Here is a 24,569-nt window from a genome sequence, read left to right as displayed (position 1 = left end):
CGCCAAACGAAAGGGGCGGCAACAGACAAACCGAACCTACCGCTACCGCGCCACATCTCGACTCTACCGATTTGGTTCGTTCGCTGTGCGCCCGGATTCGGGCCGGAAGCGGTTTGTTACCGGTCCGTGTGGAGGCGCAGTCGAACGTCGGTTTCCCGACGGAATCTGTACAGCCTGCAAGTCAACAATCTCCGGACGACCTTCGCGGCGTGGAACGATATCTCCGTAGCGATGGATGGCCGTGCGCCGTTGACTAGCGAAAGAAGACACGCCACGTCAGCCGCGCTCAATCGCAATGGCTTGTAGTGCCCCGTGCTGGATGAGCCGGACAGCCTGCACTAGCTGTCGCCGGAAAACGTCGTGGTTCGCCAGTTCGGGCGGGAACACCTCCTTGACCGACAGCATGGTTTCGACGAGTTGTTCCGGGTCGGTGGGGACATCTGCACTCAGGCGCACAGCCATCGGGTCGTTGATTTCATAGCGCGTGCCATCGTCGGCGTGGCCGCGCAGGAACACGAGCCATGCTGCAACGGCCAGTGTCAACCGTTCGATCGATTGTCCCGCGTTCATACGGGCCTCGATTGTCGCCAGCAGCCGAGGGGGGATCTTCTGACTGCCATCCATCGCAATCTGCGCGGTGCGATGCTTGAGCGCCGTGTTTGCGTAGCGCGCGAGCAGCGCATCTCGATAGGCGAGCACATCGAACGAGGGTGGGACGTCAAGCGTAGGCGCGATTTCGTCCGTCATCATCGCGTGGACCAGTGCTCTCAGAGGTGGATGGCCGATCGCTTCATCGATCGTCGAGAAGCCAGCGAGCATCGAGAGATACGCGAGCGTCGAGTGCGTCCCGTTGAGCATGCGCAGCTTGGCGAGTTCGAACGGCATCACGTCGTCGACGAGTTGCGCGCCGACTCGCTCCCACGCGGGGCGTCCTGCCGGAAAGCGATCCTCGATCACCCATTGGCGAAACGGCTCGCACGGCACGGGCACGGCGTCGTGAAAATTTAATGCGCTCAGCGCGGCGTCGCGTTCCGCATCGGTGGTTGAGGGCACGATGCGGTCCACCATCGTCGACGGAAACGCGACATGTGAGTCAATCCAGTCGGCGAGTTCCTCGTCGAGTACGCGTGCGTAAGACGCGACTGCCTGCTTCAGTGCGGCACCGTTGTGCGAGAGGTTGTCGCATGACAGCACGGTGAAAGGCGGCGTGCCGGCGTCGCGTCTTTGCCCGAGCGCGGCGGTGAGAATGCCCGGTACAGTCGACGGATTGTCAGGATGCGCCAGATCGTGCGTGATTCCTTCGTGGCTCAGGTCTACATCGCCCGTTCGCGTATCGCGGCAGTAGCCTTTCTCTGTGACCGTCAGCGAGACGATCCGCACGTTTTCATCGGCGAGCAATTCGAACAGACGCGCGCGATCGTGTGGCATTGCGAGCACTTCCTTGAGCGCGCGAATCACCGTGACGCGCACGCCTTCGGGTCCGCGTTCCACCACGCTATACAAGCCGTCCTGCGCCATCAACGCGTCGCGCTTGACCACGTCGCCCTGCAACGTCACGCCGCAGATGCCCCAGTCGCCGCCTGCCGAGAGCATCGCTTCCTCCGTATAAACGGCCTCGTGCGCGCGATGAAAGTTACCAATCCCCAGATGGACGATGCCGATGCGCGGATCGCGCCATGCCGGCCCGAGCACGTGGTCGTTCAATGAGTCGAGGGCACTACGGCAAAGCGATGGTCTGTCGGTCATGTCTGGTCCCAAGCGCGGGAAAACCCGTTGTTGACGATTGAATATACTTGTATGGTAGCATCAGCTCCATCGAATGCGACTCAAGGAAATCCCCATGAAAATCGTCCGCGCCGATGTGATCGTCACGTGTCCCGGCCGCAACTTCGTCACGCTCAAGGTGGTCACGGACGAGGGCGTCCACGGCATCGGCGATGCCACGTTGAATGGCCGCGAACTCGCGGTGGCTTCGTATCTCAAGGACCATGTCTGCCCGTTGCTCATCGGGCGCGATCCGGGACGAATCGAAGATATCTGGCAATTTCTCTACAAGGGCGCGTACTGGCGCCGCGGCCCCGCAACGATGACTGCAATCGCCGCTGTTGACATGGCGCTGTGGGACATTCTCGGCAAAGTGGCGAACCTGCCGCTGTACCGGCTGCTGGGCGGTGCGTCGCGTGAAGGCGTGATGGTGTACGGCCACGCGACCGGGCGTGATATTCCCGAGGCGCTCGACCGCTATGAAGAGCACATTGAAGCCGGCTACAAGGCGATCCGCATCCAGTGCGGCGTGCCGAACATGCGTTCGGTCTATGGCGTCTCGAAGGGCCCCGGCATGTATGAGCCCGCGACCAAAGGTGCCGTCGAGGAGCAAAGCTGGTCATCGGAAAAGTATCTGGACTTCGTGCCGAAGCTCTTCGAAGCCGTGCGCGACAAGTTTGGCTTCAATACCCACCTGCTGCACGACGTGCATCACCGTCTCACGCCCATCGAAGCAGCGCGCCTGGGCAAATCCGTCGAACCTTATCGGCTCTTCTGGATGGAAGACCCGACGCCCGCTGAAAACCAGGCGGGCTTCCGTCTGATCCGCGAACACACGGTCACGCCAATTGCAGTCGGTGAGGTGTTCAACAGCATCTGGGACTGCAAGCAACTGATCGAAGAGCAGTTGATCGACTACATCCGCGCGACGTTGACGCACGCAGGTGGCATCACACACCTGAAGCGCATCGCCGACTTCGCTTCACTTTATCAGGTGCGCACGGGCTGTCACGGCCCGTCGGATCTGTCGCCTGTCTGCATGGGCGCGGCGCTCCACTTCGACCTGTGGGTGCCCAATTTTGGCGTGCAGGAATACATGGGTTTCCCGAAGGAAGCGCTCGACGTGTTCCCGCATGCGTGGACCTTCGATCGCGGCATGATGCATCCGGGCGAGGCACCGGGTCATGGCGTCGATATCGATGAGGAAGTGGCCGCGCGCTATCCCTACGACCCGGCGTATCTGCCCGTTGCGCGGCTCGAAGACGGCACGCTGTGGAACTGGTAAGCCCCCATCGATAGATAGAACGACGGCCAGGAGACAGGCATGGCAGACAAGAAAACCAGTGCGATGTTGCGGCGCGTGGCGGCTGCATCGACAATCGGCACCGCCGCCGAGTACTACGATTTCTTCGTGTACGGCACGGCCGCGGTGCTCGTGTTCGGCGCGAAGTTCTTCCCGTCGAGCGATCCGCTGATCGGCACGCTCGCGGCATTCGCAACGTATGCCGTGGGCTTCGTGGCGCGGCCGCTTGGTGGCATCGTGTTCGGGCATTTCGGCGATCGCATCGGACGCAAGAAGGCGCTGATCGTCACGATCCTGGTTGTCGGGCTTGGAACGTTCGTGATCGGCCTGTTGCCCGACTATTCGCAGATCGGCATCTGGGCGCCTGCCTCGCTGATCCTGATTCGCGTGCTGCAGGGTTTCGGCGTCGGCGGCGAACAGGCGGGCGCGGTGCTGCTGACGGCGGAGTATGCGCCACCTCGCGAACGCGGCTTTTTTGCGAGTCTCGTGCAGCTCGGCGCGCCGGCAGGCTTTCTGATTCCGTCCGGTCTCTTCGCGTTGCTGAGCGCAACGCTCACGCATGCGCAACTGATGGACTGGGGCTGGCGCCTGCCGTTTCTGGGCAGCATCGTGCTGGTCGTGGTGGGCCTGTATATCCGGCTGCGCACGGAAGAATCGCCGATTTTCGCCAGCATCCGCGAGACCAAGGCAGTCGAGTCGCGGCCGGTCGTCGAGGTGGTCAAACAGTTCGGACCGACTATCGTGAAAGGCGTCGGCGCAAAGCTGATCGAGGCGTGCACCTTCGCGATGTACACGATGATCGTGCTCGCCTACGGACGTGCGCACAACATCAGCGAAAGCCTGCTGCTGCAGACGATTATCGTCGCCGTGGTACTTGAACTGCTCGCGATTCCGATGGCGGGCGCGCTATCGGACCGCATTGGCCGGCGCACGACTTTCATCGCGGGCGCGGTGCTGCAAGTGCTGCTCGTCGTACCGTTGTTTCATGCAGTCGACAGTGGCAACCGCCTCGCAATTCAGGCGGCGATGATTCTCGCGATCTCGGTTGGTCACGGCCTGTGCTATGCGCCTCAGGCCTCGCTTTTCCCCGAGCTGTTTCCGGCGCGCGTTCGATGCAGCGGCATTGCGCTCATCTGGCAGATCGGATCGCTGATCGGCAGCGGTGTGCTGGGACTCGTCGCGGTCAAGCTGATTCAGGCGACGCACGGCAATTCGATTGGGCTTGTCATCTATGTGGCGCTGCTCGGAATCATCTCGGCCGTCTGCATTTTCCTTCTACCCGAAACCGCTCCCGCGCGACGCGGCGGCGATCTCCATGACTGGGGCGCGCCGCAACGCGAAGCGGCCTCGCGCGAACCGCACGCTTCCGCTGCATTCGCCGCGCGCCACTGATCGCACCACTGAGCACGCCGATACGGCAACACCTCGATACAGGACCACGACCATGTTTGCAGCCGTTCTTCACGAACCGAAGAAACTCCTCATCGACGAACTCGATGCGCCTCATCCGCAAGCCGGTCAGGTCCAGATTCGCGTGCGTGCCGGCGGCATCTGCGGCTCGGATCTCTCGTACTACTTCAAGGGCAAGAGCGGCGACTTTGCGGTGCGCGAACCGTTCGTGCTGGGCCATGAAGTCGCGGGTGAAGTCGCGGTGCTCGGCGAAGGCGTGAGTGGTCTCGCCGTGGGGCAACGTGTCGCCGTGAATCCCGGACTCAACTGCGGCACCTGCAGGTACTGCGTCAAGGGCATGCCGAATCATTGCCTGAACATGCGTTTCATGGGCAGCGCATCGACGTTTCCACATATGCAAGGCATGTTCCGCCAGTTCATTGCGGTGAGTGCGCATCAGTGCGTGCCCGTGCCGGACGGACTCGACTTCGCGCAGGCGTCGATGGCCGAACCGCTCGCGGTGGCGCTGCACGCGCTGCGGCTCGCCGGGTCGCTCGTCGGAGCGAAGGTGCTGCTGGTGGGTTGTGGACCGATCGGTTGCATTCTGCTCGCGGTGGCGAAGCGTGCGGGCGCACACCGGATCGTTGCGCTCGATCTCGCGGAGAAAGCGTTGCAGATGGCGACGACACTCGGCGCCGACGAAAGCGTGCTCGCCACCGATCACGCACGCATCGATCAATGGGCGCAGCAGCGCGGCACTTTCGATGTGGTGCTGGAAGCGTCGGGCAGTACGGCTGGGCTCGATACTGCATTACGCGCCACGCGCGCGGGCGGCACGGTTATTCAGGTCGGCAATCTGCCGGCGGGGCAATCGCCCGTGGCGGCGAATCTCGTGATGTCGAAAGAGCTTCGGTATCAGGGTTCGTTCCGCTTTACCGACGAATACGCCGTCGCTGCCGAAGAACTCGGCGCGCACAAGATCGATCTGCGCCCGCTGATGACGCACGTATTCTCGCTCGAAGAAGCCAACCGCGCTTTCGAAGTCGCGCATGACCGCACCCAGTCGATAAAGGTTCATCTGCACTTCGACTAACCCTTTCCACATGAACCGCCCGGACACACAAAGAGGCGGAGTACTGGAGACACACACCATGATCAAGAGCCAGCGATGGTTCGTCGTCGGCCTGCTGTTTCTCGCGGGCGTCATCAATTACCTCGACCGCGCGGCGCTCTCGATTGCCGCGCCGCTGATCCAGAAAGACCTGAACTTCTCGCATGCGCAGATGGGCATCGTGTTCAGCAGCTTCTTCATCGGCTATGCGCTGTTCAATTTCATCGGCGGCGTGGCTTCCGACAAATTCGGTGCGAAGAAAGTGTTCGGCGGTGCGATGGGTATCTGGTCGATCTTCTGCGGCGCGACGGCGCTCGCGAGCGGGATCGTTTCCCTGATCGTGCTGCGCGTGTTGTTCGGCATGGGTGAAGGGCCGTTCAGTTCGTCGAACAGCAAGATGGTGAACAACTGGTTCCCACGCCGTGAAGTGGCGAGCGCGATCGGCGTCATCAGCTCGGGTACGCCGCTCGGCGGCGCGCTCGCGGGCCCCGTCGTCGGCTATATGGCGATCGAGTTCGGATGGCGCTGGGCGTTCGTCGCGATCATGGTGTTCGGCCTCGCGTGGCTCGTGCTCTGGTCGATGACCACGACCGAGCATCCGCGGCAGAACAGTCGTGTGAAGCCGGCCGAACTCGATCTGATCGTCTCGGGCCAGCAGCAGGTTTCGTCGATGGAACATGCGCCTGCCGGCAAGAAGACGGGACTCGGCTTCTACCTGAAGCAACCGATCATTCTGGCGACCGCGCTCGCGTTCTTCTCCTACAACTACGTGCTGTTCTTTTTCCTGTCGTGGTTTCCGACCTATCTGACGGAAGCGCATCATATGTCGCTGCACGACATGAGCATTGCTACCGTAATCCCGTGGGTGCTCGGCAGTATCGGACTCGCGGCAGGCGGTTTCATCACCGATTTCATCCTGCGTCTGACTGGCAAGCCGTTGTCGTCGCGCCGGATCGTGCTGTCGGTTTGTCTCGGCGCGGCGGCCGTGTGCGTCGGGTTCGCCGGACGCGTGCAGAGCATGCAGGGTGCGGTGGCGCTGATGTCGGTGTCGATCTTCTTCCTGTATGTCACGGGTTCGGTCTACTGGGCGGTGATTCAGGACACCGTGCGCCGTGAGAACGTGGGCGGCGTCGGCGGGTTCGTGCATTTGCTCGCCAATCTCGCGGGCGTGATTGGACCGGCCGTGACCGGCTTCATCGTGCAGGTGACGCACGGCGCTTACGGCAGCGCGTTTGTGCTGGCGGGGGCGATTGCCGTGATCGGCGCGCTGTGTGCGCTTGTTTTCATCCGCGAGCCCAGATCGCAAAAAGAGCCAGCAGAGCGTAAACTAGTATGGTAGTTTTGCGATATTAGTCTTCGATTACCCGGTATGGACACGAAAATAGCAAGCCCGAAGGCCGCGTCGCGGCGCGAGAAAGGAACCGGCGCGCTGACCGTTGCACCACCTGCCGCGAGTCGCGCACGCGTGGTGTCCAGCGAGCAGAAAACGCCGCTGCGCGGCGCGCTGGCGGGTTTGTCCGTCGAATCGCACGAGCCGATCGGCAAGCAGATCTTCCGCTCGTTGCGTGAGGCGATTTTTACCGGCCTGCTCGCGCCCGGCACACCGCTTTCGGAGAAAGAGGTGTCGGAGGCGTTTCAGGTGTCCCGTCAACCCGTACGCGAAGCATTCATCAAGCTCGTCGAGGCCGGCGTGCTGCAGGTGTTGCCTCAGCGCGGCACGTTCGTGAAGCGGATTTCCCCGCGCAAGGTACGCGAGGGGCGTTTCATTCGCGAGGCGATCGAGGCTGCCGTTGTGCGCAAGGCCGCCGACGCCATCACCGATGCTCAACTGGCGGAGCTCACCGCGAATCTGCGTGAGCAGAAGGCAGCCGCCAGGCTCAACGACACGGCCGCGTTTCTCGCCTGCGACGAGCAGTTTCACTTTCTGATCGCTCAGTCCATCGATTGCGTTGCGGCGTGGGAGACGATCCAGGACATCAAGGCGCAGATGGACCGGGTGCGCTATCTGAGCCTGCATGAAGTGTCGCCGCTGGATCTGCTGATCAAGCAGCATGCGCTGATCGTGAGCGGGCTGAAGGCGCACGATCCCGACGCCGCGGAAAACGCGATGCGCGCGCATCTGCGAGAGATTCTGGTGTCGCTCGGGCCGGTGGCGCAACTGAATCCGGACTGGTTCGAACCGGACGAACCAGAGGCGATGAGGCTGATGCTCTAGCGCTTTTTTGCTCTGCGGGGACAGATTGCTCCTCTTATTGCGATCGATGGGACGGGGTCTTGTACAGCGCGGGCCTAACACTTCTACATCACGCCAAGGAACAGGTCACTTCTCTGACGGATATTGGTTTTCGCCCATCGAGCTAGCAATCTGGACGGCGCGGTTTCGATGCTCATACGAGCGCATCGAAAATTAGGTGATCGAAGAGACTTGCCTTCGAGACGACGTGGCATTCCAGGACCCCGTGCGGTCATGCAGAAAGGGGATCTGCTCTCGTGGATTAGCGTGCGTTGTCGATGATCCAGCCTCCGTCAGGGGTGAGGCTGTAACCGGTCAGGAACTGCGCGTCCTTGCTCGCCAGGAAAAGGACAACGGGCGCAATGTCATCGTCCGGCGATCCATAGCGGCCGAGCGGATTGGTTGGCGCGGGCACGTTGGCTTCCTTGCCCCATGTTTCAGCGACCGGTAGGACATTGTTCACGGTTATCTTATCGGCGCCCCATTCTTTCGCTGCAGTTCGCATCAGGGCACGAACCGCCTCTTTCGCCATGTTGTACGGTCCGTAACCCACAAGGCCTACAACGCCCGCCATCGAGCCAAAATTGATGACTCGCCCCACACCGCTCGCCTTGAGATGGGGATAGCAGGCCTGCATCGTGCGCAGATAGGCAATCGGGCCGACCTCGAAATTGCGCTGCAATTGCTTCACTGAGAGATCGATTATCGACGAGAAGGGAGCGTTGGGGTCGAAGGCGTTGTTCACGAGAATGTCAATGCGGCCGTAGGTTTCGACGACCTTTGCGATCGCCGCGTTGATTTGCTCTACGTCGCTGACGTCGCATGGCACGCCAAGGGCCGTGCCGCCGGAGGCCTTGATCTCCTCGACAACGGTATCCACATTGGCGGGGGTGAACGAAAGAACCGCTACTTTTGCGCCTTCCGCTGCGAACAGCTTAGCGGTAGCGCGACCGATACCTCGACCGGCGCCCGTGACGATAGCTACTTTTCCGTTAAGTCGGCCCATATACATCTCCATTCAGTTGAAACTTTGGTGGATTGGCTGCGTCAGGCTCGGCGCATAGGGCGATGGAACCTGTCGAGCAGCGTTTTGGGTGGCGAATGAGATGGCGAGGAGCACGAGGCCCACGACTGCTGGCACGGCCGCCTTCGGATTGCGCACACCGAGATGTGCCATGCCAGACAAGATCAGGTGATAAAAAATGCCGGCATAGGCGAAATCACTGAGAGGAACACTCAGCCGCGAGAGAATGGCGACAGGGCCCAGGATCTTCACGACGATCATGAAGGGCACTAGATGATCGGCGGAGTAGCCCAGCGCGATTTGGGCCTGCTTCACCAAGTCTCGTTTGGTCACGTACAGGTAAACGGAGACCAGATACAACAGCGACAACAGTGCTGTGCTGATCCAATATACATAGTTCTCAAGCATGAGGTTTTCCTTTGCAAGTCATCCAGTCGACTTGGCATGAGAATGTCGCGTAAGTTGAAATCTCGCAAGTAGGATGAAAAAATGGCACTTAAGTATGGGAAACCGGACCAATAGCGATGACGAGATCAACATGCACGACGAAATGCGGCGTGCCTTCGCGCTCCTTTCCGGCAAATGGAAGCTTGAAATAATGTGGCTACTCAACCAGCGGATCTATCGCTTCGGCGAGCTGAGAAAAGCAATTCCCGGCATCACGCAGCACATGCTGACAGCGCAGCTTCGTGAACTGGAGGCGGATGGCTTGGTGTCGCACACCGTATTCGCGGAAGTACCCCCGCGCGTCGAGTACGAGATCACTCAGAAGGCCCGCGGGCTTGGACCCACGATGGAGGCACTAACGGCCTGGTGGAATGAGTATGAACGGAGCGTGCCGATAAAGCCCACTTCGCGTGGGCGAAAAGCCAAAGCGCCCAGGTCAAAGATGGGATGACAATGGCGCTAGCGACGTCGCCGGACGATCGGCGCAACCGCGTTGAGCAGTTCCAACGGCTCCAATGGATGAGTCGTCTGCAGATTCACCGTATGCTAAAGCCCACGGAGGCGGGGACATCGGTCGCGATCCGACCAGTCGATCGTGGATCCGGCCACAAGCAGCCGCTCATCGGTGAGCTGGCATCTGCAGCCGAACCGATCTCTATGGTCACTGTACGGCTAAAATCGACGATTCCGAAGACGGTCCGAAGGCCAACATGGAAATCAAATGGATTGAAGATTTCATCGCTCTTGCACAGTATCAGAGCTTTTCCCGCGCCGCTGAATTTCGCAATGTCACGCAGTCCGGCTTCAGCCGCAGAATCCAGTCACTCGAGCAGTGGGTCGGCGCTGACCTGATCGACCGCAGCAGCTTTCCTCCCGTCCTGACACCCGCTGGTCAACTGTTTCGCGAAGTTGCCGACGATGTCCTTGCCCGACTTCTCGATACGCGGGCCATCATTCGCACCGAACAGCGTATTGGGGGGAAGAGTCTGCAGATTTGCGCGGGACATACAATTGCGTTGAACTTTCTTCCGACATGGCTCAAAGCGCTCGCGCCACAATTCGGGGAGGTACGGGCGCGCGTAATTCCGACGAACGTCCACGACTCGATTCTCATGCTCGTGAACGGCAATTGCGAGCTGATGTTTGCCTATCATCATCCGGAGCTCCCCCTCCATCTCGACCCCGCGAGGTACGAGCATCTCACCGTCGGTCTCGATACCCTGATGCCAACCAGCAGGTCAAACGAGCGTTCGGCTCCCAAGTTCCGCCTGCCGGGGACCAAGCAACGTCCGCTGCCCCTTATCTCCTACACCGAAACAAGTTACTTCGGACGTTGCCAGGCGCTGCTGTTGAAGAAGGCATCGGACGCGCTGTCGTTGCGACTGCACTACGAGTCCGACATGGCGGAAGTTCTGAAGAAACTCGTCATGGAGGGGGAAGGAGTGGCCTGGCTTCCCAGGAGCACGATTACGAAAGAGCTTGCCGATGGCGACCTCGTACCAGCAGGGCCGGCGAGCTGGCACCTGCAGGTGGAACTGCGCGCATATCGTGATGCAACGAATCGCAGCGAATTCCTGGATACGCTCTGGCATCACCTGCGCGCCGGCTCCGCCACGCTGGAATAGGGTTTTCCCGCGTTATGCGAATTTCGCATGGGCGCATGTCATAACAGCATTCGCGTCTTTTTGAACGTCCCTACCATCCGTTCTACGGTGAAAGCGGAGCTTCCAGCGCCGCTTTCATTTCTTCTCCCGCGCGTGGCGGCCACTTCCCGTCGTCCACGCCGTCACAGGACGGATGACCATGAAGAATCGCCTTACCCTGAGCATCGCGGTAGCCATGCTCCTTGGAGTCGGAGCTGGCTACGCGTGCCACACGAACATTACTGACCTCGCCACGCTGAAAGCGGTCGCTGGCTACTTTTCAATTGTCACGGATATTTTCCTGCGTTTGATCAAGATGATCATCGCGCCGCTGGTCTTCGTTACACTCGTGTCGGGGCTGGCGGGGATGGATAGCGGCGACGATGTGGGCCGGATTGGGCTGCGCTCGGTTGGATGGTTCATCAGCGCATCACTCATCTCTCTGGCGCTCGGGCTCGTCATGGCCAACGCGCTGGAACCCGGCGCAGGTCTGCATCTGACTGAGAACTCCAGCGAAGTGAACACGGGGCTCAACACGGCGGCACTGAACGTCAAGGACGTGATCACGCACGCATTCCCGACTAGCCTGCTGGACGCGATGGCCCGCAATGACATCCTGCAGATCCTCGTCTTCTCACTCTTCCTTGGTGTCGGCCTTAGTGCACTCAAGCGCGACTCGCGTGTCGGCGTCGTCATCCAGGCGATTGACGGAATGGTCCCTGTGATGCTTCGGCTCACGAACTACGTCATGCGTGCTGCGCCGCTTGGCGTGTTCGGCGCCATCGCTTCTTCCGTGACGCTGCGTGGCCTTGACGTGATCTACACCTACGGCAAGCTCATCGGGTCGTTCTACCTCGGGCTGCTGATCCTCTGGGCAATCCTCATCGCAATCGGTTACGTGTTTCTTGGCCGCAAGGTGGGGAGTCTGCTGAAGGCTGTCCGTGAACCGGCGATGATTGCATTCTCGACGGCAAGCAGCGAGGCCGCATATCCGCGACTCACCGAGCAACTGGAGAAGTTCGGCGTCGACAAGAAGGTGGTCGGCTTCACGTTGCCGCTGGGCTACGCATTCAACCTCGACGGTTCGATGATGTATCAGGCGTTCGCGGCGATTTTCATTTCCCAGGCCTTTGGTGTCCAGATGCCAGTGTCGCAGCAGATCTTCATGTTGCTGATTCTGATGTTGAGCAGCAAGGGAATGGCAAGTGTGCCGCGCGGGTCGGTGGTCGTCGTTGCGGCTGTCGCGCCGATGTTTCATCTGCCTGTCGCCGGCGTGGCTTTGGTCCTGGCGATCGACCAGATTCTCGATATGGGTCGCACGATGACCAACGTGATTGGTAATAGCGTTGCGACAGCTGTCATCGCAAAATGGGAAGCCGCACGCGAAGCAAAGTCGACGGACGCCTCCTTTGAGCAGGTGGAGGCCAGTGCACGATGAGCGCGACTGTGGCGGAAAGCCGACGCAAGCTAGGCATAGTCGGAGGATTGGGCCCGCTGGCAAGTGCCGATGTGTTCTTCAAGATCGTGAAGGCGACGCCGGCATCCTCCGACGCCGAGCATGCCGAGGTTATCTTCGAGCAGCGCCCGTTCAGGGGAGCGGGGGCGGGCAGTACTGCAACGACGGAGCGCAAACTGTACATCTTCGACATGATCCGGGATTTCGAGAAGCGCGGGGTAACGATGGTCGTGCTCCCGTGTTTTCTGAGTCACACATTTATCGACGAACTGAAAGCGAATACGAGCCTGCCTATTGTCGATATTGTCGAAGCAGTTCGCAGCCACGTGCAGCGGAAGTTCCCCGACGCGAAACGTATCGGCGTGCTCGCATCCGATTATGCTCGTGAAAAGCGGCTCTTTGAACGGTATTTCGCCGCTCCCGAATTCGAGGTCGTGCATCCGCGTATTACCGACGATACCGATACGGTAACCGAAGCTATCTATGGCTCTGACGGTATCAAGAGCGGAAATCTCCGTGGCCGCCCTGTGGAGTTGTTGCGCACTGCGTGCGAGAGCCTCGTGGATCAGGGCGCCGACGTCATCGTGCCGGGCATGACGGAGATCGCCCTCGTCGCCGAGGAAATCGGACAGTTGCCGGTGCCACTTGTCGATTCCAACATGGCGTATGCACAGTATGTCGTGTCTGGCCGTCCCGGTTCACCTGCCCCGGTTTTCAAGGTCGGCGTGGTGGGTGGCGTAGGTCCCGCTGCGACGGTCGATTTCCTTGACAAGGTCGTCCGTCATACGCCGGCGTCGCGCGACCAGGATCACATCAAGCTTCTGGTTGAGCAGAATCCGCAGATTCCCGACCGAACAGAAAACCTGATCAGTGAAGGGGTGGACCCGACGGTCTCGCTCTACGCCACGTGCAAAAAGCTGGAAGATGGTGGCGCCGACATCATCGCAATCCCCTGCAACACTGCACATGCGTTCGTTGACCGGATCCAGCCGTATCTCGGGATACCTATCGTCAACATGCTCACCGTCACGGTGCGCTACCTGCGTGAATCCTTTCCCGTCTTGCGCGATATCGGCGTGCTGGGCACGTCAGGCACGATCAGCAGCGGTGTCTACCAGAAGGCTCTCGAATCGCAGGGGCTGCATCAGGTGGCCCCTCGCGCTGCGTTGCAGGCGCGTGTGATGGATGCTATCTACGGAAAGAATGGCGTCAAGGCAGGTTTCACGACTGGTCAGTGTCAGGAAGACATCACCGCAGCAGTCGTCGGACTGATTGCCGAGGGCGTTGAAGTCATCATCCTCGGATGTACAGAGCTCCCAATCCTTCTTCCGGCTGGCGAATTTGTCAGCCGTAACGGTGGGCGCGTGCAACTGGTTGACCCCACTGAAGTCCTCGCGAGGCAATGCATCGCCTACGCGAAGGGCGGCCCCAACAACTGAGCTGAGACCAGCTCGACCCCAAAAGCTTTCGTCGCCCGGTTCGAGAACTGACCGGGCGCCTCATCGGTTTGCCTTTTCCTTTGGAGCATCAAATGCTGGTTTCGACTCAACGTATCGAGCACGATCTTCTTGGCGACCTGCCGGTTCCGCAGGAGGCGTATTACGGCGTCCATACCCTGCGCGCGCTCCAGAATTTCCCGATCACGGGCATTCCAATTTCGACATACCCGAATCTCGTCAACGCGCTTGCCAGCGTCAAGGAGGCGGCTGCACTTGCCAATCACCAGCTGGGCCTGCTGCCGGAGCACAAACTGAAGGCTATCGTGCAGGCCTGCCAGGCGGTTCGTCAGGGCGTGGCGCATGACCAGTTCGTGGTCGACGTCATTCAGGGCGGCGCGGGCACGTCCACGAACATGAATGCAAACGAGGTTATTGCCAATCTCGCGCTGGAGTACCTCGGTTGTCAACGTGGCGACTATGCAGCGTTGCACCCCAACGAGGACGTCAATCTGGGGCAAAGTACCAACGACGTTTATCCGACTGCGCTAAAAATCGCTGCTTATATGGGTATTGTTCAACTCGTGCATGCAATGGACGTGCTACGTGCCTCGTTCGAACGAAAGGCCGAGGAGTTCAAAAACGACCTCAAGATGGGGCGGACGCAGTTGCAGGACGCGGTGCCAATGACGCTGGGCCAGGAGTTCAGTACCTTTGCCGTGATGCTGGGCGAAGACGAAGATCGCCTGATGGAGGCATCAAAGCTGATCTGCGAAATCAACCTGGGGGCGACCGCGATCGGTACTGGAATCAACACGTCGCCTGAATATGCGCCTCTTGTATGCCATCACCTTGCTTCGGTCACAGGAATTCCCGTCACCACTTCGCCGAATCTCGTTGAGGCAACACAGGACGTCGGCTCGTTTGTGCAACTGTCGGGTGTACTGAAGCGCGTAGCCGTCAAGCTCTCGAAGGTCTGCAATGACCTCCGGTTGCTCTCCAGTGGTCCGCGGGCAGGCTTTGGGGAAATCAACCTCCCTCCCGTTCAGGCGGGTTCCAGCATCATGCCGGGCAAGGTCAACCCGGTTATCCCGGAAGTGATGAACCAGATTGCGTTCGAAGTGATCGGTAACGATGTCACGGTCAGTTTCGCGGCAGAAGCAGGTCAATTGCAGTTGAACGCGTTTGAGCCGGTTATTGCGCACAGTCTTTTCAAGAGCGTCGCGCATCTTCGGGCGGGATGCCTGACATTGGCATCAAAATGCGTGGACGGCATTACCGCGAACCGTGAGCGACTGCAGTCACTTGTCGAGAACTCGATCGGCATTGTGACCGCGCTGAACCCCTACATCGGGTATGTGAATGCAACCCAGGTCGCGCAGCAGGCACTCGTTTCCGGCCAGAGCGTGGCGGAGATTGTCATTGAGCGTGGCCTTCTCACCCAGGTACAACTGGATGAAATTCTTCGGCCGGCGATGCTGACCCAGCCCAGACAGTCCATCGTCTTGCGATGATCAGGTGAGGGGCGCGGGGGCCAGTCGCTGTCCGCCCCGGCCTCGAGCATGTTACGACCTCGCGTCCTCAACTGCCGACGACTTCAAGGGCTGCTGGTCTGCACCAGCTTTGGCTCGGCCACGCGCGTAACGACATGATGTCTCGCATCGTCCGTGAGGGGATAGTCCTTGTACGCTGAGAATGCATAGTTCAGGAGGCTGCCCGCACCCGTTATACGGTCGTTAGCCGTGGGTGCGCCCAGGACGACAGCGAACACGCGACGCATCATCGGAGGGGAGCTCTGCTTCCGTTTTGCAGTGGCAACAATGCAGTATCCGGCTGCCTGCGTGTGACCAGTCTTCATACCGTCGACTGAAGGGTCCTTCCCGAGCAGCCAGTTCTTGTTCCGCTTTTCGAACTTCCCATAGGCGAAGTGCTGCTCGGATGAGAAGGTGTAGTACTCTGGGAGATCCTTGGTCAGGCGCAAGGCCAGCGTGGAAAGGTCGCGGGCGGTCGAGTAGTTTCCAGGCGTTGTGGTGCCCGACGGCGTTGAAAAGTGGGTGTGGGCCATCCCGAGCTTTCGGGCGGTGTCGTTCATCAGCTGCTCGAATCCGGCAGGCGAGCCACCAACGCGCCTGGCCAGCACCAGGGCGGCATCGTTTGCCGATGCGGCAATGAGACCCTGAACAAGATCTCTGACAGGTACGTGCTGCCCCGGCACCAGATACATCCTTGCCTCATCGCCGCCGACCTCACCAATGTCTGGCGCGTCAACAGCCACTTTCTCGTCCCAACGCACCGACCCGCGCTTCAGGGCATCAAGCGCGATATACGCTGTCATGAGTTTGGTGAGCGATGCTGGCTGCCGCTCAGCGTCCGCGTTGTGTTCGACCAGTACCTGGCCCGATTCGCCATCAACTAACATCCATGACGCTGCATGAATGTCATACGGTGGTTGTGCTGCAGCACTTGCGCCTGGTGCGCTGAGGCACGATGCAATGCCTATCGCGGTGAGCGAGAGCAGAAAAAGAGAGTTTGATAGCCGTGACGTCAAGGTTTGAAGCGTTGTGAATAGGTTGTGGTAAGACCGCACGCTGTGGATGCATCCTGTCGCGGGTGCTGCGGGGAATGCGAACAGTCTGTATAGGCGGGTGGAAGGCGGCCATGATATGCGGAAAGGGCCCGCCGCATGATGCCGGTCTCGCATGGATCCATGTCGAACTAGCAAGATACCAGCCACACAGACGAGATTTGCCAGTCTACGCGCCCGCCGCGCCGCTCGGTCTGTTTCAAGATGCGGAGGCGCCGAACGTCTGAAGCATTCCGGGAGCAGCCATCAAAGCTGTTTCAGCTCGACCGGCCGATGTGGGTCGATCTGAGCCGGTCGCCCTCAATGCCACGTAGGAATATCGAACCGCGAGAAGCAGCGACCGCGGACCTGAGAAGTCACGGATTTTCGAACTGCGCTATCGCTCCTGCGCTTCTTGCTCGCAAGAGCCGTCACGCGGTGGCAACTCAGTTGCCGGTGCGTGGTGGTGCGAGCCATTTCGCCATTCGTCGCAGATTTTGTGCGGTTGCTGCGAGAAGGAACTCATCGTGTGCGCCTGTTTGCCCACGCAGTCGCAAGCGGTCGACCCTGTTCGCAATACGCCTCGTTTCATCAGGCGCAGATTCATGGATGCTCCGGGCAGTTTTGCGGATTGGGCACACCAGCATTCGGCCGGTGTTACAAAAAAGTGGGCTGCAAGCGCACGGTCGTTCCCGGGGGTGGACCGAGCACCAAGCTGTATCTGGCAATCGGTTCGACGGGGCGTCCGTTGCGACTGATCGTCACTGAAGGGCAGATCGCCGACATCTCGAGTGCGGTATAACTGTTTGAGCATTTGCGCACCCGAGCGGTTATCGCAGACAAGGGCTGCGACTCCGACGCGTTCGTGAAAGCGATTCGGGCTACCCGCGCGAAGGGTGTCATCCCACCGCGCTCGAATCGCAAGACAAATCGCCGCTACGACTGTGGGCTGTACCGTACGCGCAACCTGGCTGAGCGCTTCTTCAATCGCATCAAGCATTTTCGCCGTGTCTGCACTCGATATGACAAGCTCGCCGACAGCTATCTCGAGCTTGCGTCGCTTGCCTGCGCATTTGGGCCGGTTGTAAATGTGCACATCACCTAGCATCTAATAGCATGAAGCGATCAACGGCTGAAATCGTGCGTGAATACGGACGCTTTGCGAGCATCGACGGCGTGCATGGCGCGCGATCACGGTGCTGACGTCAGAGCCGGCATGGGCCACGCGGGCTGCATGTCGGCCGGTGACATGACCAGCAAAGGGACGAGCAACACCAACGGCCACGTCTCAGCGGATCGCGACAAAGGACGCGACCGCGCGAGCGACCGGGTAAGCGAGCGCGCGCAAACGCATATCGGTCATCACTTCAATCGTGGCAAGCACACCGCGATGGGACGCACGGATACGCACACGTAACACCATCCGATCGACGCGATATTGAACTCAACGGCGGTCGGCTCAACCCGACCGCCGATGCTCGACCGCGAACTTGATCAGCTCCGCCTGCCCTTCAATCTCGAGCTTGCGCTTCAGATTCAGCCGATGCGTTTCGACGGTTCTCACCGATAGCCCGTTGCGTTGTGCGATCTGCTTGCTCGACAGCCCTTCGGCAAGCTGATCGAGAATATCGCGTTCACGCGGCGTCAGACGTTCGATAGGATCGCGAATCGCCGAAGCGTGGATGAGCCGCGCACCCAGCCCTTCGCTAAAGAACGTCTTGCCCGCCAGCACTGCGCCGATCGCGCGAATGATTTCAGCACCGGGCGAATCCTTAAGCACGTAGCCGCTCGCGCCGGCGCGCACCGCTTGCGTTACATACTCGACGTTGTCGTGCATCGATAGCATCAGCACGCGTATGCCCGGAAAGCGCTCGTGAAAGAGCCCAGCCAGCGCGATTCCATTCATGCCGTTCATGCCGACGTCCATCAGCACGAGATCCGGCTCGTGCGCAGCCGCGAGCGTCAGCGCTTCTTCCGCATTGCCCGCTTCGCCGACGATGGCAAAGCCCGGCACAGCCTCCAGCCGCGCGCGCAAGCCGTCGCGCACGAGCGGGTGATCGTCGACGAGGATGAGGCGCGCAGCGTCCTTTGAATCGCTCATGAGTGGTTCGCCTCCAGTTCTTCCCGAAGCGTGCCGTTCACGAAAAGCGGCACGGTCGCCGTGACTATTGTATGGCCCGCGCGCGAATCGAATTGCAGGTTGCCGTTGAGCGCCTCGAGCCGCTCGCGCATATTGCGCAGACCGACGCCCGCATGCGGATCGGCCTGCACGCGCTCGACATCGAAGCCGCGTCCGTCGTCGCTGATCGAAAGCGTGACATTGCCGGCCGACACTTCGAGCGACAACGCCGCGCGAGTCGCGTGCGCGTGCCTGAAGATATTGGTCAACGCTTCCTGCGCGATACGGAAGAGCGCCGTCTTCACCGTATCGGGCAAGTGCGCGGCGTGATCGTGCGCAATCTGCGTGAAGCCAATTGACAGATGACTCTGCGCGCTCAGTTCGCGCGTCAGCTGTTCGAGCGCCGCGGCAAGGCCAAGATCGTCGAGCATCGAGGGACGCAGCGCATGCGAAATACGACGCACTTCGCGCAATGCATCGCCAAGCCTTCCGATGCCCGTGGACAACACAGCTTCCGCCGGCTGCACACGCGCCTCGCTCAGTTCGAAACGCGCCAGCGCCGATTCGAGCAACAGCTTCACGGACACCAGCATCTGACTGATGCCATCGTGCAGTTCGCGCGAAAGCCGCGCCCGTTCGATTTCCTGCGACTCGACAACCTGCTGCGCAAGACGCTTGAGCTTCGCATCCGCGCTGCGGTACTCGCTCACGTTCAACACCAGCGCGCAAACAGCGATTACGCAAAGGCCGGCCAGTGCAATCGCACCGATCCATAACATCGTGTGCTCGATATCGGCGGATGCGCGCTGGTCGATGCGCGCAAGCGTCGTATCGACGTCGTCGAGATAGATACCCGTGCCGAGCATCCATCCCCAGCGCGCCAGCGGCACGACATAGCCGAGCTTCGGCGCGAGCTTGCCCGTGGACGGACGATGCCACACATAGCGTACGTATCCGCCGCCCCGCGCCGCGGCAGCGATCAGTTGCTGGATGGTCAGCGAGCCAGCGGGGTCGCGCAACGTCCACAGATCGCGGCCGACGAGGGCCGGCTCGCGCGGATGCATCAGCGAGCGTCCATGCATATCGTAGACGAAGAAGTAGCCGTCCTTGCCAAAGTCCATCTTTTCGAGCACGGCGAGCGCGCGGTCGCGCAAGATCGCGTCGTCGCGCGCGCTTCTGCCCGCCTCGTCGTAAAGCGGCTTGATCGCGCTGGTCGCGAGATCGACGTAATGCCGCAACTCGATTTCCTTGCTCGCCATATAGGACGATTGAGTCGTGTCGTGCTGCGCCGTAGCAAGCGCCGTCGCCTGATGGCGCACACCGAATGCAATGCCGGCGATCGCGGCCAGGAACGGCACGACAGCGAGTAGCAACATCTTCGCTTTGAGTTTCATCTGGAAAAACCGGTCGGAGAGCCTACGTAGAACTACGTAGCGCGCTTACGTAGTTGTGCGCTTGTGGCGCACTCGACGAAGACGAATACTACACGCCCAAAGCATGGCACATCTTCGACCATGCGCGGCGCCTTCTCAACGCGCTGCAATGGGCCCGGCCAGCGGCGCTGACGGGCGTTCGTAACTATATTGGAGACACCCATGAACCGGGCATCCAGTTTTCTGGTGTGGACGGCAGTCGCGCTCCTCGGCGCGTTCGCGTTCGGCACCATCGCGCTCGCGCATGGCGAGAAGGTCAGCGCCCTTTGGGTCGTGATCGCCGCCGTGTGCGTCTATCTGATCGCTTATCGCTTCTACAGCCGCTTCATCGCGAACCACGTCGTGCAGCTCGACGGCAAGCGCCTGACGCCTGCCATGCGGCACAACGATGGCCTCGACTACGTGCCGACCAACAAGTATGTGCTGTTCGGCCATCACTTCGCGGCGATTGCGGGCGCGGGTCCGCTCGTCGGCCCCGTGCTCGCCGCGCAGATGGGCTACGTGCCTGGCATGCTGTGGATTCTCGCGGGCGTCGTTTTCGCGGGCGCAGTGCAGGACTTCATCGTGCTCTTCATTTCGACGCGCCGCGACGGACGTTCGCTCGGCGATCTCGTGAAGATGGAACTCGGCACCGTGCCCGGCGTCATCGCCCTTTTCGGTGCGTTCCTGATCATGGTGATCATTCTCGCCGTGCTCGCATTGATCGTCGTGAAGGCGCTGATGAATTCGCCGTGGGGCACGTTCACCGTCGCCGCGACGATTCCGATTGCGCTCTTCATGGGCGTCTATACGCGCTACATTCGTCCGGGCCGCATCGGCGAAGTGTCGGTGATTGGCTTCGTGCTGCTGATGGCATCGATCGCATTCGGCCAGCAGGTGCACGACTCCGCAGCGCTCGCCGCGTGGTTCACGTTCAGCGGCACGCAGCTCACGTGGATTCTGATCGGCTACGGTTTCATCGCATCGGTGTTGCCCGTGTGGCTGCTGCTCGCGCCGCGCGATTATCTGTCGACGTTCCTGAAGGTCGGCACGATTCTTGGTCTCGCGATCGGCATTCTGATCGTCGCGCCGGAACTTAAGATGCCCGCGCTGACGAAGTTCGTCGACGGCACGGGTCCCGTATGGTCGGGCAATCTGTTCCCGTTCCTCTTCATCACGATCGCTTGCGGCGCGGTGTCGGGTTTCCATGCGCTGATTTCATCGGGCACGACGCCGAAGCTGCTCGACAACGAAACCAACGCGCGCTTCATCGGCTATGGCGCGATGCTGATGGAATCGTTCGTCGCGATCATGGCGCTCGTCGCGGCCGCCGTGATCGAGCCGGGCATCTACTTCGCGATGAACGCGCCCGCCGCCGTGCTCGGCACCACGCCCGATGCCGTTGCGCAGACTGTGTCGCAATGGGGCTTCGTGTTGACGCCCGACATGCTGACGCAAACCGCGAAGGCCGTCGGCGAGACGACGATCGTCGCGCGTGCAGGCGGCGCGCCGACGCTGGCCGTGGGCATGGCGCAGATTCTTCATCAGGTGATCGGCGGGCAGGCGATGATGGCGTTCTGGTATCACTTCGCGATCCTGTTCGAAGCGCTTTTCATCCTGACGGCCGTCGATGCGGGCACGCGCGCGGGACGTTTCATGCTGCAAGACCTGCTCGGCACGTTCAACCCTGCGCTCAAGCGCACGGATTCGCTGCCGGCCAATCTGATCGCGACGGCGCTGTGCGTCGCGGCGTGGGGCTACTTCCTGTATCAGGGCGTGGTCGATCCGCTTGGCGGCATCAATACGCTGTGGCCGCTCTTTGGCATTTCGAATCAGATGCTCGCGGGGATTGCACTGGTGCTTGGCACGGTGGTGCTGTTCAAGATGAAGCGCGAGCGGTTCGCGTGGGTTACGCTCGTGCCGACCGTGTGGCTTTTGATCTGCACGATGGCGGCCGGATGGCAGAAGATTTTCGATGTAAATCCGAAGGTTGGTTTCCTTGCGCATGCCGAGAAACTCGGCGAAGCCGCCGATGCAGGCAAGATCGTCGCGCCCGCGAAGTCGATTGCGCAGATGCATCGGATCATGTTCAACGACTATGTCGATGCGGCGCTGGCTGGGGCGTTTATTTTCGTCGTTGTGAGTGTCGTCGTGTATGGGGCGCTTGCTGTGCTGCGCGCACGTCGTGATGATCGGCCTACGGTGGCTGAAACACCGTTTGAAATTTTGCCTGCGGGGCAGCGTGCGAGTGGCACTCGTTGAGCGGGGTGTGCGATGTTTTCTGGTTTAAGCGATGATGTGCGCAACGCCGGGCGATATCTCGGGCAAGCCATGCGGTTGATGGTCGGCTTGCCCGACTATGACACGTACATCTCACATATGAAGCGGTTGCATCCCGACCGCGCTGTGATGAGCTACGCAGAGTTCTTTCGCGAGCGGCAGGCGGCTAGATATGGGGGTGGGGTTGGGAAGTGCTGTTGACGTTTTCTGCCCGCGGGCGCTGAGTTTTTGTATGCCTGGCTTACCGCGGGCATCCGCGATGCGCCTCGCGGCGCGGGCGTTGCCTCCTGCGCGGGGCGACACTCAATTTCTTTGCCGCCGCTAATCGGATCGGTGACCGCAATGCCTTGTCCAGCAAGGTTTTCGCCGAAAATTGGCTCGTTATATCCCCGTCCGTACCACACAGATAATTTGTAGAAAATCCACGCGAACCGAATTTTTAAAATTCACAGGAAACGCCCGTGCGTCCGACCCGTGCGCAGATATAGGCCGAAGATCGCCAGCGTCACCACGGTCCGATTTGCGCGCCCGCTGTCGGCTTTCTTCAGGCGTAGAAGTACCGCATCAACTTGGCGCGTTTGGGTTCGTCATCAGCAGCCCAACCGTCGGTCTGCGGTCGGCGATGATGAGACGGTCGTTGACATCCTCTTTGTGACATTCGAACGGCAGCTAGCAAGCAGGTAGTGGCCGTCCCAGCGGAGGTTAAGAAACGGTGTGCTTTTTGCCTGAGCGCACACTTATCAGCGCTAACGCCTAGGCCCTTGAGGGCCTGCTGAGGCGATAACTGACCAGAGGCTCGCGTCAGCGAGCGTCTCCGTGCTCGCCTGAGGATTCAATCAGATTCGGGTGGCCGACGCGTTGCTTGCGTTGTTCAAACGCTGCGTTCAGTGCGAGGCCAAGTGCCGTGCCAACCAGCTGCGCAATGGCGAAGCCGGGTACGCTCGATGGCGCAATACCTGCGAAGCTGTCACTGAACATGCGGCCGAATGCAGCGGCCGGGTTCGCGAACGACGTTGACGCCGTGAACCAGTATGCAGCACCGATGTACGTAGCCACCAGGATCGACGCGCGTCCGGCCGGTGCGCGTAAGATAACGAGCAGCAAGCCGGCGGTGGCCACTGCTTCGGCAATCCATTGCCCGGTTCCCGTGCGAACCTTGCCCGATAGCTCGACGTTGGGCAGATCGAACATTGCATGCGCAAGCCACGCGCTGAGCAGTGCGCCGACCAGCTGTGCAGCGATATACGGCAGCAGTTCACGCGCAGGCAGTTCGCCACGCATCGTCATGACGGCACTGACGGCCGGATTGAAATGGGCACCGCTCAATGGTCCGAAGACCTCGATCAGCACATACAGCCCGCCCACTGTTGCCAGCGTGTTGGCGAGCAAGGCGATCGCCACATTGCCGCCTGCAAGTCGTTCCGCCATGATGCCGGAGCCGATCACCACCGCGAGCAGCGCGGCAGTACCCAACAGCTCGGCGAAGACCTTGCGCTTGAGAGGTTTTGATAATCATATAGCCGACCTCCCTCCGTTCGAATCGAACGGCCGGCGTACAGTCAGGGTGCGAACACCGACGTGACGCACAGGAGGCCGGCATGGACAAGTTTAGTGGAATCGACCTGCACTCGAACAACAGTGTGGTCGTCGTCAGCGATGACGCTGACCGGGTTGTCTACCAGCGACGGTTGCCGAACGATCCAGTGCAGATCCGGGCGGCGCTGGCGCCGCACCGCGAAGATCTGGTGGGCGTGGTCATCGAAGCAACGTATAACTGGTACTGGCTTGTGGATCAACTGATAGACGATGGCTACCGGGTGCATCTGGCCAACCCCGCGGCAATCAGGCAGTACGAGGGACTGAAATACAGTGGTGACTTCACCGATGCCGCCCATCTCGCACAGCTGCTGCGTCTGGGACTATTGCCTGAAGGCTACATTTATCCACCAGAACAACGTCCGGTGCGGGACCTCTCTCGCAAGCGGATCCAACTGGTGCAGTGTCGTACGGCCCAGATCCTTGCAATCGAGAATCTGTTCTCACGCCATACTGGTGGGCAGAAGAAAGGCGAAGGCAATACGAAGAACGGCRACAAATATCTGGCGTGGGCGTTTGTCGAGGCGGCCAACTTCGCGATACGCTCGTGCCCGGAAGCCCGGCGCTTTTACGAGCGCAAGAAACGCGCGCGAAACGCGATTGTGGCGATCAAGGCGCTGGCGCACAAACTGGCGCGCGCCTGCTATCACATGCTTCGGGAGCACAAGTCATTTGAGGTAACCCGCTGCTTTGGCTAAAAGGTGGTGCAAGGGGAACGAGCCCAGTATTGCGACTGGTGCAAAGCCATGGTTTTGATTGGGCCTTCCCTTTGCCCCACCGACTGTTTGCGGAT

At 60.4% G+C, this 24,569-nt stretch carries 20 protein-coding genes and 2 pseudogenes; 15 read left to right on the top strand and 7 right to left on the bottom strand.

Annotated elements, in window-relative coordinates; translation table 11 throughout:
* Positions 1-276 precede the first annotated feature (276 nt).
* Positions 277-1,746, bottom strand: coding sequence for a mannitol dehydrogenase family protein (locus tag GCT13_RS34460; RefSeq protein ID WP_152766031.1), 1,470 nt, complete (start codon positions 1,744-1,746; stop codon positions 277-279).
* A gap of 94 nt (positions 1,747-1,840) precedes the next feature.
* On the opposite strand from GCT13_RS34460, the gene manD reads away from it, so the two are divergent.
* The 5 genes from manD to GCT13_RS34435 are packed head-to-tail and all read left to right on the top strand — an operon-like array spanning position 1,841 to position 7,782.
* Complete coding sequence (gene manD, locus GCT13_RS34455; RefSeq protein ID WP_152766029.1) at positions 1,841-3,049, top strand: D-mannonate dehydratase ManD; 1,209 nt, start codon at positions 1,841-1,843, stop codon at positions 3,047-3,049.
* A gap of 39 nt (positions 3,050-3,088) precedes the next feature.
* Positions 3,089-4,459: an MFS transporter gene (locus tag GCT13_RS34450; protein ID WP_152766027.1), complete on the top strand. Its 1,371-nt coding sequence runs from the start codon at positions 3,089-3,091 to the stop codon at positions 4,457-4,459.
* A 52-nt stretch (positions 4,460-4,511) separates the two neighbouring features.
* Positions 4,512-5,549, top strand: a complete 1,038-nt coding sequence (locus GCT13_RS34445) for an L-idonate 5-dehydrogenase (RefSeq protein WP_152766025.1) — start codon at positions 4,512-4,514, stop codon at positions 5,547-5,549.
* Positions 5,550-5,607: 58 nt separating this feature from the next.
* A complete protein-coding gene (locus GCT13_RS34440; RefSeq protein ID WP_152766023.1) occupies positions 5,608-6,906 on the top strand; it encodes an MFS transporter in 1,299 nt (432 codons plus the stop codon).
* A 30-nt stretch (positions 6,907-6,936) separates the two neighbouring features.
* Complete coding sequence (locus tag GCT13_RS34435) at positions 6,937-7,782, top strand: GntR family transcriptional regulator (protein WP_152766021.1); 846 nt, start codon at positions 6,937-6,939, stop codon at positions 7,780-7,782.
* 280 nt (positions 7,783-8,062) lie between these two features.
* On the opposite strand, the gene GCT13_RS34430 is transcribed toward GCT13_RS34435, so the two are convergent.
* Both GCT13_RS34430 and GCT13_RS34425 read right to left on the bottom strand, forming a co-directional pair.
* Positions 8,063-8,806 (bottom strand): SDR family NAD(P)-dependent oxidoreductase, encoded by a 744-nt coding sequence (locus GCT13_RS34430; RefSeq protein WP_152766019.1) that lies wholly within the window; start codon positions 8,804-8,806, stop codon positions 8,063-8,065.
* 12 nt (positions 8,807-8,818) lie between these two features.
* A complete protein-coding gene (locus GCT13_RS34425) occupies positions 8,819-9,232 on the bottom strand; it encodes a DoxX family protein (RefSeq protein ID WP_152766017.1) in 414 nt (137 codons plus the stop codon).
* 130 nt (positions 9,233-9,362) lie between these two features.
* Here GCT13_RS34425 and GCT13_RS34420 point away from each other — a divergent pair, with 130 nt between their 5' ends.
* From GCT13_RS34420 to aspA, 5 genes are all read left to right on the top strand, one after another.
* A complete protein-coding gene (locus tag GCT13_RS34420) occupies positions 9,363-9,722 on the top strand; it encodes a winged helix-turn-helix transcriptional regulator (RefSeq protein ID WP_321574811.1) in 360 nt (119 codons plus the stop codon).
* Between the two features lie 259 nt (positions 9,723-9,981).
* On the top strand, positions 9,982-10,896 hold the full coding sequence (locus tag GCT13_RS34415) for a LysR substrate-binding domain-containing protein (protein ID WP_152766015.1): 915 nt from the start codon (positions 9,982-9,984) through the stop codon (positions 10,894-10,896).
* A 178-nt stretch (positions 10,897-11,074) separates the two neighbouring features.
* Complete coding sequence (locus GCT13_RS34410; protein WP_152766066.1) at positions 11,075-12,352, top strand: dicarboxylate/amino acid:cation symporter; 1,278 nt, start codon at positions 11,075-11,077, stop codon at positions 12,350-12,352.
* Complete coding sequence (gene cuyB / locus GCT13_RS34405; RefSeq protein WP_152766013.1) at positions 12,349-13,809, top strand: cysteate racemase; 1,461 nt, start codon at positions 12,349-12,351, stop codon at positions 13,807-13,809. The genes GCT13_RS34410 and cuyB overlap by 4 nt, the downstream gene beginning before the upstream one ends.
* A 92-nt stretch (positions 13,810-13,901) precedes the next feature.
* Complete coding sequence (aspA, locus tag GCT13_RS34400) at positions 13,902-15,320, top strand: aspartate ammonia-lyase (RefSeq protein WP_152766011.1); 1,419 nt, start codon at positions 13,902-13,904, stop codon at positions 15,318-15,320.
* An 83-nt stretch (positions 15,321-15,403) separates the two neighbouring features.
* On the opposite strand, the gene GCT13_RS34395 is transcribed toward aspA, so the two are convergent.
* A complete protein-coding gene (locus tag GCT13_RS34395; protein ID WP_407670904.1) occupies positions 15,404-16,225 on the bottom strand; it encodes a D-alanyl-D-alanine carboxypeptidase family protein in 822 nt (273 codons plus the stop codon).
* A 779-nt stretch (positions 16,226-17,004) separates the two neighbouring features.
* On the opposite strand from GCT13_RS34395, the pseudogene GCT13_RS34385 reads away from it, so the two are divergent.
* Both GCT13_RS34385 and GCT13_RS34380 read left to right on the top strand, forming a co-directional pair.
* Positions 17,005-17,474, top strand: a pseudogene (locus GCT13_RS34385) (IS5 family transposase); the annotation flags it as partial.
* A 39-nt stretch (positions 17,475-17,513) separates the two neighbouring features.
* On the top strand, positions 17,514-17,786 hold the full coding sequence (locus GCT13_RS34380) for a hypothetical protein (protein ID WP_152766005.1): 273 nt from the start codon (positions 17,514-17,516) through the stop codon (positions 17,784-17,786).
* A 42-nt stretch (positions 17,787-17,828) separates the two neighbouring features.
* Here the strand turns inward: GCT13_RS34380 and GCT13_RS34375 are convergent, their stop codons facing one another.
* Together GCT13_RS34375 and GCT13_RS34370 are read right to left on the bottom strand one after the other, a co-directional pair.
* Entirely contained in the window at positions 17,829-18,470 is a 642-nt protein-coding gene (locus GCT13_RS34375) for a response regulator (RefSeq protein ID WP_152766003.1), read from the bottom strand.
* Positions 18,467-19,882 (bottom strand): cache domain-containing protein, encoded by a 1,416-nt coding sequence (locus tag GCT13_RS34370; RefSeq protein ID WP_152766001.1) that lies wholly within the window; start codon positions 19,880-19,882, stop codon positions 18,467-18,469. The genes GCT13_RS34375 and GCT13_RS34370 overlap by 4 nt, the downstream gene beginning before the upstream one ends.
* A gap of 201 nt (positions 19,883-20,083) precedes the next feature.
* Between GCT13_RS34370 and GCT13_RS34365 the strand changes: the two genes are divergently transcribed.
* Together GCT13_RS34365 and GCT13_RS34360 are read left to right on the top strand one after the other, a co-directional pair.
* Entirely contained in the window at positions 20,084-22,162 is a 2,079-nt protein-coding gene (locus GCT13_RS34365) for a carbon starvation CstA family protein (protein WP_152765999.1), read from the top strand.
* 12 nt (positions 22,163-22,174) lie between these two features.
* On the top strand, positions 22,175-22,381 hold the full coding sequence (locus tag GCT13_RS34360; protein ID WP_152765997.1) for a YbdD/YjiX family protein: 207 nt from the start codon (positions 22,175-22,177) through the stop codon (positions 22,379-22,381).
* Positions 22,382-22,981: 600 nt separating this feature from the next.
* On the opposite strand, the pseudogene GCT13_RS34355 reads toward GCT13_RS34360, so the two are convergent.
* A pseudogene (locus tag GCT13_RS34355) lies at positions 22,982-23,680 on the bottom strand (aquaporin); the annotation flags it as partial.
* A gap of 98 nt (positions 23,681-23,778) precedes the next feature.
* Here GCT13_RS34355 and GCT13_RS34350 point away from each other — a divergent pair.
* Complete coding sequence (locus GCT13_RS34350; RefSeq protein WP_152765993.1) at positions 23,779-24,474, top strand: IS110 family transposase; 696 nt, start codon at positions 23,779-23,781, stop codon at positions 24,472-24,474.
* The last annotated feature ends 95 nt before the right edge of the window (positions 24,475-24,569 follow it).

Origin of the sequence: Paraburkholderia franconis, assembly GCF_009362735.1 — a bacterium.
GTDB lineage: Bacteria > Pseudomonadota > Gammaproteobacteria > Burkholderiales > Burkholderiaceae > Paraburkholderia > Paraburkholderia franconis.
This window is presented reverse-complemented; position numbering and strand designations above follow the sequence as displayed.